General features: G+C 40.9%; 20 protein-coding genes. 12 read left to right on the top strand and 8 right to left on the bottom strand.

Annotation, left to right across the window (positions count from 1 at the left end; all coding sequences use genetic code 11):
- Positions 1 to 6 precede the first annotated feature (6 nt).
- The 4 genes from MED217_RS01190 to MED217_RS01175 are packed head-to-tail and all read left to right on the top strand — an operon-like array spanning position 7 to position 2,869.
- A complete protein-coding gene (locus MED217_RS01190) occupies positions 7 to 726 on the top strand; it encodes a DUF4198 domain-containing protein (protein WP_009778639.1) in 720 nt (239 codons plus the stop codon).
- Positions 686 to 1,012, top strand: a complete 327-nt coding sequence (locus tag MED217_RS01185) for a hypothetical protein (protein WP_009778638.1) — start codon at positions 686 to 688, stop codon at positions 1,010 to 1,012. Before MED217_RS01190 ends, MED217_RS01185 begins: the two co-directional genes overlap by 41 nt.
- Before the next feature lie 3 nt (positions 1,013 to 1,015).
- Positions 1,016 to 1,315, top strand: coding sequence for a hypothetical protein (locus MED217_RS01180; RefSeq protein WP_009778637.1), 300 nt, complete (start codon positions 1,016 to 1,018; stop codon positions 1,313 to 1,315).
- 3 nt (positions 1,316 to 1,318) lie between these two features.
- The gene (locus tag MED217_RS01175; protein WP_009778636.1) at positions 1,319 to 2,869 is read left to right on the top strand and encodes a PepSY-associated TM helix domain-containing protein; all 1,551 of its coding nucleotides are present in this window, start codon (positions 1,319 to 1,321) and stop codon (positions 2,867 to 2,869) included.
- Here MED217_RS01175 and MED217_RS01170 read toward each other — a convergent pair.
- A complete protein-coding gene (locus MED217_RS01170) occupies positions 2,856 to 3,680 on the bottom strand; it encodes a DUF6252 domain-containing protein (protein WP_154648885.1) in 825 nt (274 codons plus the stop codon). The genes MED217_RS01175 and MED217_RS01170 overlap by 14 nt on opposite strands.
- Before the next feature lie 177 nt (positions 3,681 to 3,857).
- Between MED217_RS01170 and MED217_RS01165 the strand changes: the two genes are divergently transcribed.
- The 8 genes from MED217_RS01165 to MED217_RS01130 all read left to right on the top strand — a co-directional run bounded on the left by MED217_RS01165 (position 3,858) and on the right by MED217_RS01130 (position 9,885).
- The gene (locus MED217_RS01165; RefSeq protein ID WP_009778634.1) at positions 3,858 to 4,400 is read left to right on the top strand and encodes a 30S ribosomal protein S16; all 543 of its coding nucleotides are present in this window, start codon (positions 3,858 to 3,860) and stop codon (positions 4,398 to 4,400) included.
- A gap of 11 nt (positions 4,401 to 4,411) precedes the next feature.
- Complete coding sequence (rimM, locus tag MED217_RS01160; protein WP_009778633.1) at positions 4,412 to 4,936, top strand: ribosome maturation factor RimM; 525 nt, start codon at positions 4,412 to 4,414, stop codon at positions 4,934 to 4,936.
- Positions 4,937 to 4,977: 41 nt separating this feature from the next.
- Positions 4,978 to 5,247 carry a hypothetical protein gene (locus MED217_RS01155; RefSeq protein ID WP_009778632.1) on the top strand — a complete coding sequence of 90 codons (270 nt, stop codon included), beginning with the start codon at positions 4,978 to 4,980 and terminating at the stop codon, positions 5,245 to 5,247.
- Positions 5,248 to 5,378: 131 nt separating this feature from the next.
- The gene (locus MED217_RS01150; RefSeq protein ID WP_009778631.1) at positions 5,379 to 6,047 is read left to right on the top strand and encodes a tRNA1(Val) (adenine(37)-N6)-methyltransferase; all 669 of its coding nucleotides are present in this window, start codon (positions 5,379 to 5,381) and stop codon (positions 6,045 to 6,047) included.
- 133 nt (positions 6,048 to 6,180) lie between these two features.
- Positions 6,181 to 7,359, top strand: a complete 1,179-nt coding sequence (locus MED217_RS01145; protein ID WP_009778630.1) for an acyl-CoA dehydrogenase family protein — start codon at positions 6,181 to 6,183, stop codon at positions 7,357 to 7,359.
- 77 nt (positions 7,360 to 7,436) lie between these two features.
- Positions 7,437 to 8,213, top strand: a complete 777-nt coding sequence (locus MED217_RS01140) for a DUF3050 domain-containing protein (RefSeq protein WP_009778629.1) — start codon at positions 7,437 to 7,439, stop codon at positions 8,211 to 8,213.
- Positions 8,214 to 8,256: 43 nt separating this feature from the next.
- Entirely contained in the window at positions 8,257 to 9,153 is an 897-nt protein-coding gene (locus MED217_RS01135; protein WP_009778628.1) for a metallophosphoesterase family protein, read from the top strand.
- Positions 9,154 to 9,156: 3 nt separating this feature from the next.
- Positions 9,157 to 9,885, top strand: a complete 729-nt coding sequence (locus tag MED217_RS01130; RefSeq protein WP_009778627.1) for an SGNH/GDSL hydrolase family protein — start codon at positions 9,157 to 9,159, stop codon at positions 9,883 to 9,885.
- 116 nt (positions 9,886 to 10,001) lie between these two features.
- Here the strand turns inward: MED217_RS01130 and MED217_RS01125 are convergent, their stop codons facing one another.
- From MED217_RS01125 to trmB, 7 genes are all read right to left on the bottom strand, one after another.
- Entirely contained in the window at positions 10,002 to 10,322 is a 321-nt protein-coding gene (locus MED217_RS01125; protein ID WP_009778626.1) for a 2Fe-2S iron-sulfur cluster-binding protein, read from the bottom strand.
- Between the two features lie 81 nt (positions 10,323 to 10,403).
- Positions 10,404 to 11,309, bottom strand: coding sequence for a hydroxypyruvate isomerase family protein (locus tag MED217_RS01120; protein ID WP_009778625.1), 906 nt, complete (start codon positions 11,307 to 11,309; stop codon positions 10,404 to 10,406).
- A gap of 229 nt (positions 11,310 to 11,538) precedes the next feature.
- Positions 11,539 to 11,781 (bottom strand): NifU family protein, encoded by a 243-nt coding sequence (locus tag MED217_RS01115; RefSeq protein WP_009778624.1) that lies wholly within the window; start codon positions 11,779 to 11,781, stop codon positions 11,539 to 11,541.
- Positions 11,782 to 11,784: 3 nt separating this feature from the next.
- Positions 11,785 to 12,921, bottom strand: a complete 1,137-nt coding sequence (locus tag MED217_RS01110) for an Mrp/NBP35 family ATP-binding protein (protein WP_009778623.1) — start codon at positions 12,919 to 12,921, stop codon at positions 11,785 to 11,787.
- A 136-nt stretch (positions 12,922 to 13,057) separates the two neighbouring features.
- The gene (locus tag MED217_RS01105; RefSeq protein ID WP_009778622.1) at positions 13,058 to 13,417 is read right to left on the bottom strand and encodes an MGMT family protein; all 360 of its coding nucleotides are present in this window, start codon (positions 13,415 to 13,417) and stop codon (positions 13,058 to 13,060) included.
- The gene (locus MED217_RS01100) at positions 13,404 to 14,036 is read right to left on the bottom strand and encodes a LysE family translocator (RefSeq protein ID WP_009778621.1); all 633 of its coding nucleotides are present in this window, start codon (positions 14,034 to 14,036) and stop codon (positions 13,404 to 13,406) included. Before MED217_RS01100 ends, MED217_RS01105 begins: the two co-directional genes overlap by 14 nt.
- A gap of 6 nt (positions 14,037 to 14,042) precedes the next feature.
- A complete protein-coding gene (trmB, locus tag MED217_RS01095; protein ID WP_009778620.1) occupies positions 14,043 to 14,717 on the bottom strand; it encodes a tRNA (guanosine(46)-N7)-methyltransferase TrmB in 675 nt (224 codons plus the stop codon).
- Positions 14,718 to 14,793: the final 76 nt, after the last annotated feature.

The raw sequence follows: 14,793 nt of genomic DNA, 5'->3' as shown, positions 1-14,793 counted from the left end.
AACCTGATGAAAACATTAAAAATCCTTGGCTTATTCATTCTGTTGCTGCTAGCAAAACCCGCTTTAGCACATTACCTGTGGATTGAAACAGCTGCTACCGGAAAACAAAATCAAAAGCAGGAAGTACGCGTTTATTTTGGAGAATACACCTACGGTGTGATTGAAGAAGTTGCCGGCGATGCTTTTAAAGGAGTATCAGATTTTAAACTCTGGCTGGTAGATCCTTCGGGTAAAAAAATGCAATTGAATACCACCGCAAAAGAAGATCATTTTGCGGCAGCTTTCACCCCAACCAAACCCGGCGCTTATCTCGTATATCTAGAAAACCGAAACATCGATGTTCTAGATTATACCGAATATGACTTTGGCATTTTTAAACCGGAATATCAAGCGTTTCAACAAGTGCTTGTAAATACAAAAACTCCGCTTGAAGTAAAAAAATATACTGAAGGGCTTGTCATTAAAGAAGTGAGCAACACTGCCGATGCGGTGAAGCTACAGGTTTTTTATAAGGGCAAACCACTTACTGAAGCAGAAGCTACTTTATCTATGTTAGACCTGTGGACCAAAAAGCTCACCACAGATCAATCAGGCCTTCTGAACTTTAAAAAGCCATTTGACACCAAGTATATTTTAGAAGTAACACATAATGAGCAAGTTCCCGGAAAATTTAAAGGGGATGCCTATGAGTTTATCTGGCATTGCGCCACCTATTGCAACTTTTAAGTCTATGATCTATCTAGCCTTTATACTCCTTTTTACGGGTTTTTATGCCCTCTACTCCACTTCTGAAAAGATGCGGAGCAAGCAAAAAAACCCTATTGATCAAGGCTTATTTAAGTTGAGCAACACAGCAGTCAAAATTTGCGGTCTCGTACTGCTTATTTTGGCTTTTGGGTTGTTTATCCTCGTGTTAGGGCCGGCAACGGGTATTTTTGTGGGTGTAGTAAGCTTGATGACTTTAGCAAGTCTCATTGTGATTTTGGCACCTTTAAACCTCTTTAAGTCCTAGCCTATGCCGGCAAATAAAAAATACCTTACTACCTCAAAATGGCAGCGCTTTGGTAAAATCACTGCCGGAATTTTAGGCGGATATCTCGTTGCACAAACCGCGCATTTGGCTTTGGCCAGTTATGTAGATCACGTAGTGGTTTTGATCACCTCAACCTTTAGCTTATTTATCGTTTGGGCTGCGCTGATCATTCTTGCTTTTCTGGCTAAAAGTCCGTGGAAAATCTGGCTGCTTTATCTTGGAATAAGTTTGCTCTTTTCTGTTCTAATCTATTTTGCTCCACCACTTAACACGCTATCATAATATATGGGAAAACGCGTCTACAATATTTTGTTTAATCTGCATACGGTGAGTGGCATTGTCATAAGTGTCGCTTTGTACGTCATCTTTTTTGCAGGCTCTTTTTCATTTTTTAGAGATGAAATTGTTGCCTGGGAACGTAATGAACAGGCCCAAAATGCAGATAACCTGCCTAACGAGATAGACCGTATTCTGAAGCATCTCGACAGTACCTATATCTTAGACGGTAGAGACATCAATCTAAAAACCTATTACGCCGAGCGTGCGATCGCGGTAAATCTAAGTGCTTCTCAAGACAGCCTCGCTCCTGAAAAAGCAAAGCAAGCCGCGTTTTTTTATATCGATCCGGTTGATCTTAAAGAGCAATCTTATGTTGACGCCTATAGCCTGGGAGAATTTTTATACCGCCTGCACTTTTTTGCTCAAATATATTATCCTGTAGGCTATTACCTTTCGGGCTTTGTGGCGTTTTTCTTTTTGTTTGCCATCATCACAGGCGTTTTGGTTCATTGGAAAAAGATCGTGTCTAACTTTTACACCTTCAGACCCTGGACCAAGCTGAAAACCTTATGGACAGACGCACATACCGCCTTGGGAATTATCGGCTTGCCCTTTCAATTCATTCTCGCGGTTACCGGAGCTTTCTTTATGCTGAAAGCTTTATTGGTTGCACCCAGCGTGCTCGCTTTATACAACGGAGATCAAAACCAACTTTATGAAGATCTTGAATTCAACAAACCTACTTACGCTTTTGCCCACGATAGGCTTAAAAAGCTTCCCGGGCTTGATGCTTATATAAAACAAACGCAAAGCGAATGGACCGACATTAATCTTAATGAACTCACGATCAATAATTATGCTGATGCCAATATGCAGATCACACTTAACGGGCAGCTGGATTACGCTACAACATTTAATGGCATAGGAAGTATAAAATTTGAACCTGCAACAGGCAGCACGACCATTCTTAAAGATCCTTATCAACCGGCGTCGTATTTAGATGCAGTAAAAAACGTGACTTACAGGCTGCACTTTGGAGATTATGGCGGTTATTTTCTAAGAATCATCTCTTTTATTTTAGGCATTATCTCATGTGTGGTGATCATTTCGGGCGTGCTTATTTGGTTGATCGCAAGGGACCGTAAAAACCTTCCGGAGCATAAGCGCCGTTTTTACAACAAAGTTGCTCGCGTTTATATGGCTATTTGCCTAAGTATGTATCCGGTCACCGCCTTATCCTTTATTGCCGTAAAAGTAAATCCCGCAGGTCAAGCCTTCTTATATTGGTTTTATTTCATCAGTTGGTTGATATTCAGCATGTACCTTATCTGGCGGAAGGATCTTAAATATATGAGCAATTTCTGCTTGCTTTCAGGAAGCATTTTAGGCGTTTTAATTCCTATATTCAACGGAATTATAAGCGATGCCTGGTTTTGGAATTCCTTTGCACAAGGAGACGTCCAAATTGCTTTTGTAGATGTTTTTTGGCTCGTGCTTTCTATGCTTAGTTTTTTCGCGTATGCAAAATCTAAACCTTCCAATCTTATAAATAATTAAACCCAAAGGTTCCCTGGGTTACCTGAATCGTTGATTCTCCCTGAGCGGTAAAAGAAAAAGTTCCTCCTATAGAACCTTCTTGGGTATTGTGTGACGTGATCGTGACCGTACCCGATTCAACAAGGGTTTCAAAACCACTAAAGTAAGCTGCTTGATAAGCACTTTCTACCGTAAAATCGGTTAGCGAATAGGTTCCTTTTTCAACATTACGAGGAAATCGAAGTCGAATGTTGGCGGTGTTATTTGCGCCGGTTCCTGTTATAAAATCAGGCCCCGCCGAAGCACTCACGCTAGGAGGAGTAAAGCCTATTCCATTAATTCTGCAAAAGAAAGAACTGCTCACAACCGGATCTAAAACGGGTGGAACAGGCTCCAGATAGAAAGGCACCTCATAAAATACGCCTCTTGTAAAATACACCTCGGTAGTGTCTACAGGGGAAACCGCTCTAAATTTAAACGTACCGGTATATATACTGTCTGCAGCACGCTCAACGATCACTTCTCCCTCACCATCAAAACCGGTGGTAAATAACTTTCCATTGCTATTGGTGAATTGGGCTTCAGCAGCGCTCGTGGGTCCCAGTCGAAAATTGCCTTCGCCATAATTAGGAAGCATCAATTGTACACTTTGTGTTCCCAAACTACCATAAACATAGACCTGCCCGGCTTCGCTTTGCTCATAACGCATTCCGTTTGCCTTAAAAAAAACAGTATCTCTTATTCCTTGAAAGGCAGGTGTGTTAAACGTAACATCGTCTGAACAAGAATAGAGCATCAACAGACTTAGAACGACTAAAATGTATTTTTTCATAGCAAGAATTACATTAGGCACCCAAATTTATGATAATAACAGCCAAAAACATGTTGACAGCCAGAAATTTGTGGTATATTTGCGCCCTCATTTAGAGAAGCTACTTAGAATGTCTTCATTTTAAGATAGTTATTTATAAATTATAACCGGGGTCGGGTACCCCAAAAATTAATTTTTATGCCAGTAAAAATCAGATTACAGAGACACGGTAAAAAAGGAAAACCTTTTTACTGGGTTGTAGCGGCAGATGCACGCGCAAAACGTGATGGTAAATTCTTAGCAAAATTAGGAGTTTACAATCCTACCACAAATCCTGCGACTATTGATATAGACGTAGATTCTTCAGTAAAATGGTTGCAGAACGGGGCTCAGCCTACAGAAACTGCAAAACGTTTACTTTCTTACACAGGTGTTTTACTTAAAAATCACTTGGCTGGTGGTGTGCGTAAAGGTGCATTAACCGAAGAGCAAGCAGAAGAAAAATTCAATGCTTGGGCTGAAGAAAAAGCTTCTAAAGTTGAAGCTAAAAAAGAAGGTCTTACTAAGGCTGAGGAAAAAGCACGTCAAGAGGCTTTAGCTGCAGAAAAAGCAGTTAACGAAGCTCGTATTGCAGCTGCTCAACCTGAAGAAGAAGTAGCTGAAGAGGCTGCTCCTGAAGCAGAAGCAACTACTGAAGAAGCTCCTGCTGCTGAAGAAAGCAACGAAGAAGAGGCTAAGTAAATCCCATCACGATGCGCAAAGAAGAATGTTTCTATCTGGGCAAAATCGTGCGAAAATTTAGCTTTAAGGGCGAGTTACTAGCAAAGCTAGACACAGACGAACCCGAAATGTATGAAGAATTGGAATCAGTATTTGTCGAATTTAACGGCAATCTGGTTCCTTTTTTTATACAATCGTGCCAACTGCACAAGTCTACTTTATTACGCATAGATTTTGAAGATGTCAATACCGAAGAAGATGCAGAAGATCTCGTAAATGCCGAGCTGTATCTACCGCTTTCTATGCTTCCGGAACTCGAAGGCAATAAATTTTATTACCACGAGATCATTGGCTTTAAAGTAAACGACATCTATTTTGGTGAAGTAGGTACCATCACAGGGGTAAATGACAATACTGCACAAGCCCTTTTTGAAATTGATCATAAGGGTAAAGAAGTGCTTATCCCAATAAATGATGACTTCATCAAAAAAGTAGATCGAAGCACTAAAACCATCACTCTAGATACGCCCGAAGGGCTTATCGCAATATATCTGTAACGTTTCCTAAATTCTGGTACTTATACTAAAAGTACTTCGACATGAATGGAAGTTTAGATCAGTTTAAAGCAACTTTACAAAGACGACGCGAGCGCTCCGAAAAACATAGCGGACATCGCAAAAATCTTTCTGACTATAAAACGAGTGGCTCTGGTTTTAAATTTGATTCTAAAAAATTAAAGCCTTCCGAATTGAAAAAATTTCGTGAGACTTTAAAAATTCAAAAGCAAAATCATCTCTTAAAGCAATGGGCAATTTTTATAGCTTGTTGCATTATTGTTATCCTTATCGTTATCATTTTTAATCTCTAAATTCGTTTCACGAAAAATCCGTGAGGGATAGTAGCAAAAAACCTACACTCTAATACTAAGCTTCAAGAAACCTTACTGTGTCAAAACCCTTCAAATTCAAACAATTTACTGTCAAGCAAGATCGCTGTGCGATGAAAATTGGCACCGATGGTGTTTTGCTAGGTGCCTGGACGCCGGTAGACCAAAATCCGTTTTCGATACTTGATATTGGCACCGGAACCGGTGTAATTGCACTGATGCTGGCACAACGCTGTGATGCAGAACTTGTAGACGCGTTGGAATTGGATGAAGATGCTTACGAGCAAGCGGTAGACAATTTTGAAGCTTCACCTTGGGGTGATCGCCTGTTTTGTTATCATGCACACTTGTATGAATTTGCAACCGAAATAGAAGACACTTACGACTTAATCACCTGTAATCCTCCCTTTTTTGAAGGAAATGCTCCGCAAGCAGAGCAGCAAGGTTCCGCTAGGGAACAAGCGCGTTTTGAAGAATCAATGCCGTTTGAACTGCTTGTAGCTTCGGTAAATCAATTACTCAATCCTGACGGAATATTCAGTGTAGTGATTCCTTATAATCGCGAGCAAGAATTTATTGATCTCGCTGCACGCGGCAATTTATTTCCGCAGAAAATTACCCGTGTAAAAGGGAATGCCCAGGTTGAAGCGAAACGCTCCTTGCTGCTTTTCAGCAGAACACAAACCACTCCGCAAAAAGACGAATTGATTATTGAAATTTCACGTCACCACTACACCGAAGCCTATCAGGAATTGGTTAAAGATTTTTATTTAAAAATGTAAGCTGTCTTAACCTATTGAAAATTTAAAAGAATTGTTTCTGATGCTTTAGCAAAATGCTAAATTTAGAGGATTACAAAACACAATCTTTAAAGCATTAATAATTCAACAGTTCACTGTTTTCAATAAGCACCTTATGAAACCCGATCTTTTTGAAGCTCCCGATTATTACAACCTTGATGATCTTTTAACCGAAGAGCACAAACTCGTGCGAAGCGCTGCTCGCGATTGGGTGAAACGCGATGTTTCTCCTATCATCGAGGAAGCAGCTCAAAAAGCTGAATTCCCGAAGGAAATCATTAAAGGGCTTGCTGAAATTGGTGCTTTTGGCCCTTACATTCCTGAAGAATACGGTGGCGCCGGCTTAGATCAAATAAGCTACGGACTCATCATGCAAGAGATCGAGCGTGGTGATAGTGGCGTGCGCTCTACAGCCTCAGTACAGTCATCGCTGGTAATGTATCCTATTTTTAAATTCGGTACCGAAGTGCAACGAAAAAAGTACTTACCTAAACTCGCCAGCGGTGAATTTATGGGATGCTTTGGCCTTACAGAACCCGATCACGGCTCCAATCCCGGCGGGATGGTAACCAATTTTAAAGATAAGGGCGATCATTACCTGTTGAACGGAGCAAAAATGTGGATTTCTAATGCTCCATTTGCAGATATCGCTGTGGTATGGGCTAAAGATGAAAGTGGAAGAATACACGGCTTGATCGTTGAGCGCGGGATGGAAGGTTTTTCTACACCCACAACGCATAATAAATGGTCGTTGCGAGCAAGTGCAACCGGTGAACTCATTTTTGACAATGTAAAAATTCCGAAAGAAAACCTGCTTCCTAATAAGTCAGGCCTTGGCGCTCCGTTGATGTGTTTAGATTCGGCGCGTTTTGGGATCGCTTGGGGTGCTATTGGCGCAGCGATGGATTGCTACGACACGGCGTTACGCTATGCAAAAGAGCGGGAGCAATTTGGTAAGCCTATTGGATCTTTTCAGCTTCAGCAAAAGAAATTAGCAGAAATGATCACCGAGATCACCAAAGCGCAACTGCTCGCCTGGCGCCTGGGAGCACTTAGAAATGAAGATAAGGCAACTTCAGCCCAAATCTCCATGGCAAAGCGTAACAACGTAGAAATGGCGTTAAAAATCGCTCGTGAAGCCAGACAAATTTTAGGCGGGATGGGCATCACCGGCGAGTATAGTATTATGCGTCATATGATGAATTTAGAAAGTGTAGTCACTTACGAAGGTACACACGACATTCACCTACTCATCACCGGAATGGACATTACCGGCCTCAATGCATTTAAATAATAGTGATATAAGGATTATCAAGGGTTAAAATAGCATAGAGTCAAATTGATTTTTTTAATTTTGCAAAAAATTGTTTGATGATTAAGTATATCAATAAGGCGATCGCTCCCTATCAGGACGAACTTTTAAATCACACCCTTTATAAAAAATTGCGTACCCCGGCTGATTTGCAATCGTTTATGCAACATCACGTTTTTGCCGTATGGGATTTTATGTCGCTGCTTAAAGCATTACAATTTGATTTAACCAAAGTTTCTACGCCGTGGTATCCCATCGGAAATCCGGAGATTCGCTACTTGATCAATGAGATCGTGCTTGCCGAAGAGACAGACATTAATATGGATGGTAAGCGCCAAAGCCATTTTGAGATGTATCTGGACGCAATGAAAAAATCAGACGCTTCTTTAGAACAGATCAACAGTTTTTTAAACCATATCACGCACGGCACCGATATCTTTCTAGTCATTGCCGTAAGTGACATTCCTGAAAGCGTGAAGGAGTTTTTACGCTTTACCTTTGAAATAATCGCCGAAGGAAAACCACACAAGATCGCAGCTGCTTTTACCTTTGGTCGCGAAGACTTGATCCCGGATATGTTCAGTAAAATTATTGCTGAAATACAGACGAACTTCCCAAAAAAGGATTTGAGTTTATTCAAATACTATTTTGATCGCCATATAGAATTGGATGGTGACGAGCACGGACCAATGGCGCTTAAAATGATCGAAGAACTCTGCGGAAGCGATTCGCTTAAGTGGGAAGAAGTTAAGCACACTGCTGTTGAAGCCTTACGCCGACGCATCATTCTCTGGAGCGGAATCGAACAGGAAATCACAGACAAAATTACTGCATAGCATTTGATTTTAGCTTTAGTTGTATCTTTAGCTAAAAGCAGAAATGTCTTCTACCCACCGTTTTGATCGTGCTTTTGCTAATGCACCGGTAATCCCGTTTTCAGACGAGAGTAAGTTTATCTTGTTTAGCGACTGCCATCGCGGTGATAATAGCGGTGCAGATGATTTTGCAAACAACCGAAATATCTATTTTCACGCGCTGAAGCATTATTACCAAAACGGGTTTACCTATTGCGAACTTGGAGATGGAGATGAACTTTGGGAAAACCTCTCGTTTGATATTCTTTTTGAATCCCATAAAAATGTCTACGGTCTTATGCAACAGTTTTATGCTGAAGGACGCCTGCATTTGATTTGGGGAAATCACGATATGGTTTATAAAAACCAGCATTATGTAGAAAAGCATCTTCATAAATTCTTTGACCGAAAAACAGACAGCGACCAACCTCTTTTTCCGGGAATTAAAGTACACGAAGGAATCATTCTCAAGCACAAAGAAACCAACCAAGAGCTCTTTTTATGTCACGGGCATCAAGCCGACTGGATGAATTATGTAGCCTGGCGTTTTAATCGCTTTATGGTGCGTGTTTTGTGGCGTCCTTTACAAGGAGCAGGAATTTCAGACCCTACGAGTCCGGCGAAGAATTATCAGGAACTCATAAAAGTAGAACGCCGTACAAAAAAATGGATCACGCAACGCAACAATCAGTTTACGATCACGGGGCATACCCACCGGCCAAGATTTCCAGAACCGGGGGATATTGCGTATTTTAATGACGGAAGCTGTGTACACCCGCGCAGCATCACCGGTCTGGAAATTGAAAACGGAGCGATCACCCTCATCAAATGGCAAATTGCCACAACCGATGAAGGCTTTTTAAGAATCATACGCATTCCGCTGGAAGGACCTCAAAAACTAATAGATTATAGAACGAAATAGAACATGCTAAAAACCCTACTTCACCCTTTACGACTCTTACTCATTTTAATAACCTTGGGCTGTGGCACTTCAGATGAAAGTGGTACTATAGTTGAAGAATTTCCAGTAGATCAATCTGAAGCTGATTATTCCTATTTAGCCTTAGGCGACAGTTATACGATCGGAGAAAGCGTTTGCTCAACCTGCAGGTTTCCTATTCAGCTTGAAGAAGCCTTAGCAACACAAACACAAGGTACTATTGAAACCGACATTATCGCCACTACAGGATGGCGCACAGATGACCTTATCAATGCAATAAATAATGAGAATCCTGCTAACACCTACGATTTGGTCACCTTACTCATAGGCGTAAACAATCAATATCAGGGAAGAAGTTTCAGTCAATATGAGACTGAATTCCCTCAATTATTAATGACCGCAATCAATCTTGCTCAAGGAGACAAAGACCGTGTGCTTGTAGTTTCAATACCTGATTATGCCTATACTCCTTTTGGACAAAACAGCGGTAACGCTGAAACAATTTCAGAAGAGATCGATGCGTATAATGCTTATGCCAGAGCAATTTCAGAACAACAAGGCATACGTTTTGTAAACATTACAGACATCACCAGAAGAGGTGTTGCTGAACCTAACCTTGTAGCCTCAGACGGCCTACATCCTTCTGAAGACGCTTATGCCGAGTTTGTAGCGCGCTTGTTACCATTTGCTTTCAATATCTTAAAAAGCGAGTAATAAAACTTTGACTTTATTCAAGCAAACTAGCTCAGAATAATAGATCCTTTGGTGGTGCCAATAAAAACGCCCTTGATCACAAGACCAAGGGCGTTTTTAATGAATCATTTGTTAGCTTAACTCTCTGGTGCCAATTTCACTTCTAACCCGTTAAGGTCTGGAGTAATAGGAATTTGACATCCCAAGCGGCTATTTTCTTCTACGTTAAATGCTTCAGAAAGCATCGCTTCTTCATCATAACTCATCTCATTAAGTTTATGGTCAGAAACTACGTAGCACTGGCAGGAAGCGCACATGGCCATTCCGCCACAGGTTCCTTCAACAGGAAGCTCATACATTTTACAAACTTCCATCAAGTTTAAATTCATATCTGTAGGTGCCTCAAGTGCGTGAGCCACTCCTTCTCGGTCAATAACGGTTATGGTAACATCTTGCATAATTGCTGTATTTGAACCTGCAAAATTAATAAAAATCCAGTTTTCAGAAGCTTAAAATCCTACTGTTTTACTAGGATTATTTTAAACATCACAAATGCGTATGCCTTCTTTTAGGGCAGCGATCTTATCGGGATAGGTAGGAATAAATTCCTGAGCTACAAAACCGGTATAACCCGTGTCTTTGATCGCTCGCATTATCGCAGGATAATTAAGCTCTTGCACTTCGGTAATTTCATTTCTTCCAGGAACTCCGCCGGTATGATAATGCGCAAAATATTGATTATAATCCTGAATGGTGCGTATCACGTCACCTTCCATAATTTGCATATGGTAAATATCATACAACAGCTTAAAATGCTCTGAGCCCAAACGCTCGCAAAGCGCCACACCCCAAGGGGTATTGTCGCATTGATAATCAGCGTGATCGATCTTGCTGTTAAGCAGTTCCATAATAAGCACGACATTTTTTTCTTCAGCTTGTTTCACGAGAGGTGCCAGACCTTCAGCACAATTAGCCAAACCTTCTTCTTCACTCAACTCCCGTTTATTTCCAGAAAACACGATCACATTCTTAATTCCCGCTTCACTTGCCTGATCAATAAGTCTGGCATATTTCTCTTGCAAGTCTTTATGATTTGCGGGATCGTTAAAACCGTTAGTAATACTCGCGAAACTTTCGGTAGCAACGGCACACTCCAAACCGTATTTGGCAGCGGTCTCCCACTCTTCAGGCTTTAATAAGTCGATCCCTTTAAGACCTAGTTCAGCCGCATCTTTAGCAAACGCATCTAACGGAAAGGAGTTATAACACCAATAGCAAGCAGAATGATTGATATTACCTTTAAGCGCTTGCTCTTCTTCTGCAGCGACTTGCTCTTGTTCCTCACTGGTTTCTTTACAGCTCAACGCAGAGATCCCTAAACTGACACCTCCTGTCGTTAATGCAATATTTTTCAATGCGTTTCTACGGCTTTTTGAATGACTCATTATAATAGTTATTAAAATAAACAGCTAAATATACTATTTAAATGTAAATCTTACGCTTAAAATATTGGCAACGCCAATGGGTTTAATACTCCGAGAGTTGGGTCGAAATTGAAAATTCAATACCAAACTATGCCTGATGGACCTGCCTGCGATAGTTTATACTCAAAAAAAAAGCTGAACGGGATTTCCGATCAGCTTTTTAATGTATAGAATTATTTAAAAGGAAGCTTTATGCTTCTATATTGATCACACGTTCAATTTGTGGTGCGTGTTTTTTGATGGTCATTTCTACACCACTTTTGAGCGTCATTTGATTAACACTGCAGCCCACGCAAGCACCTTCTAACTGCACTTTTACAGTAGTACCATCTTCAATACTCAACAAGGCGATATCGCCACCGTCACTTTGTAAAAAAGGACGAATCTCTTCTAAAGCTGCTTCAACTTTGCCTTTTAATTCTGTATCTGTCATAATCTATTTTTTAACGGCGGCACAGCCTGCCATAGTTGTAATCTTAACTGCCTCTGTAGGAGGTAAGTTATCATTACGTTTTACAAGTTCTTCAACACTATTGCGCGTCATAGTCTCAAACGCTTCAGACAATATGGTGTCATCTTGCAAAGCAGCAGGGCGACCCACATCACCGGCCTCTCGTATACTTTGCACCAAAGGTACTTGCGCTAACAAACGCACATCTAGATCTTCGGCTAAATTGCGCGCACCTTCTTTGCCAAATATATAGTATTTATTCTCAGGTAGCTCTTCTGGAGTAAACCAAGCCATATTTTCTACGATTCCTAAAACAGGAACGTTGATACTTTCTTGCTGAAACATCGCTACTCCTTTTTTAGCATCGGCTAAAGCTACATTTTGCGGAGTACTAACCACCACAGCTCCGGTAAGCGGCATCGCTTGTACGATACTCAAGTGAATATCACCGGTTCCCGGAGGAAGATCTACTAAAAGAAAATCGAGTTCGCCCCAGGCTGCATCAAAGATCATTTGATTAAGCGCTTTTGATGCCATTGGTCCTCGCCAAACCACCGCTTGATCTGGTTTTGTAAAGAAGCCAATTGATAAAACTTTTACACCGTAGCTTTCTACCGGTTTCATCTTCTGCTTCCCGTCAACTTTTACTGAAAGCGGTTTCTCATCCTGTACATCAAACATAATCGGGATAGAAGGCCCGTAAATATCTGCATCAAGAATTCCCACTTTAAAGCCCATTTTCTGAAGGCTCACAGCAAGGTTAGCAGTAATCGTAGATTTACCTACACCTCCCTTACCAGAGGCTACTGCTATAATATTTTGAATTCCCGGAATAGGTTTTCCTTTGATCTCGTTAACCTGTTTTTTCTCGGGTGCATCTACACGTACGTTTACTTTAACCTGCGCCTTTTGATGAACTTCGGCATGAATCGCCTTCATAATCTCAACTTCAGTCTTCTTTTTGGCTTGTAAACTCGGGTTTTTGATCGTGATATCAACGATAACCTCATCTCCAAAAGTCACTACATTTGTTACCGCGCCACTGGTTACCATATCCTCACCTTCTCCCGGCGCACTTATGGTTTTAAGCGCATTAAGTATTGCTTGTTTTTCTAACTTCACGTTGTCTTACTTAGATTGATTCTAAAGGTGCAAATATAGGCTGAAAACTTCAGAACTCGAAAGAGTTATTTGTTATCTACCTATTGAAAATACTGATGTACCCTTCAGGATTTTAACCTTATAATTTCAGTTGAATTTATTGGTCGGTTGAAGCGTCAAAACCTATCATCTCAACCGGGTCCCAAAAATGTTTATCAAAATCTTGAAGCTTGTCTTCTACAACTGTATGCCCTTCACTCTCGAGCAGTTGCTGCATTAAATGTGTTCCGGGAAAATGATGTTTTCCTGTTAAAAGTCCGTTACGATTAAGCACTCTATGCGCCGGCACATCTTCCATCTCAGAAGCGCCATTCATCGCATAACCCACCATACGCGCACTTCGAGGAGCTCCTAAACATTTGGCAATAGCGCCATACGAAGTGACCTTTCCGTAAGGGATCTGCCGAGCAACGGCATATACTTTTTGAAAGAAATTAAGCGTTTCAGGTTTTGGCATAAAGCATACGTATAAGCGTGAGAATTACCAATACGATCATCAGCGCAGCCATAAAATAATTAGAATACTTGGCAAAATTGCGCGGTTCATTTTGAATTCGGTTAAAACCTACCACATAAAGATACAATGCTGTGAAGGTTCCTGAAGCTGCTGCAAGCGTGAACAAACCTATTTCTAACCAACCATTATTATTAACACTGGTAATATTGAACGCCGCACTCAACGCACAGAAATATGGAATAGGCAACACATTAATCACTGCTACAAAAACACCTTTTGCAAAACTGCGACGACCACTATGCTTAGGGATTTTAACCTCTTTGACCTTGTTCTTTTTAGCAGCGATGAAGAAATAGACCGCCAGTATCCCAAAGATCACAATACCCGTGCGCAACAACGTATTTCTAACCACAGGATGACTAAAAATATAACGCGCCAATAACACCGCAACAAAAGCCTGTAACAAAACAACGATCGAAGCTCCTATCGCAACAAGCACTCCATTACGCATCCCGCGATGTACACAGGTTTTTGCTACAGACATATTTACCAAACCCGGTGGCAATACCCCAAGGAACGCAGCAAAATAGGTGATAAAGAAGAGCTTTGTTATTTCCAAAAGTACTTAGTTGATCTTGAATTTTATATAGGTAATGGGTTTCCCTTTTTCAAGATACTGTTTTTCATAAAAAGTCTGAATACCAACCACTTCCTGTGGCGCCTCGTGATTGATATAAATATTATGATGCGCATATAAGATCTCGTGCCCTAAACCTTCTAAAAGGCCCAAAGTATACCCGTGCATATACTCACTGTCGGTTTTTAAATGCATCAGACCATCAGGCTTTAAAATAGCTTTATAGCGTGCTAAAAACTCCGGATTGGTCATACGATGCTTGGTACGCTTATATTTGATCTGAGGATCGGGAAACGTGATCCAGATCTCAGAGATTTCATTTTCGGCAAAAGCTTTATCAACCAGCTCTATCTGGGTACGTAGAAAACCTGCGTTGGAAATACCTTCTTCTAAAGCGGTTTTAGCTCCACGCCAAAAACGAGCTCCTTTAATGTCTATGCCCAGAAAGTTCTTTTCAGGAAACCGCTGTGCCAACCCCACAGTGTATTCTCCTTTGCCACAACCCAGCTCAAGAACGATAGGCTTATCATTTTTAAAGAAATCCCTATTCCAATTTCCTTTTAACGGAAATTCCTGATCGGTCAATTCTTCCCGCTTCGGCTGAATGACATTGCTAAAAGTTTCGTTTTCGCGAAAGCGTTTTAATTTATTTTTACTTCCCAACTGCTGTGTGCTCTTTTTCCTTTTGCGGAGGTTATTGCTGAAGGTATTCTAAAACGAACCTGAATTCAAATACCTT

Source organism: Leeuwenhoekiella blandensis MED217 (assembly GCF_000152985.1).
GTDB lineage: Bacteria > Bacteroidota > Bacteroidia > Flavobacteriales > Flavobacteriaceae > Leeuwenhoekiella > Leeuwenhoekiella blandensis.
This window is presented reverse-complemented; position numbering and strand designations above follow the sequence as displayed.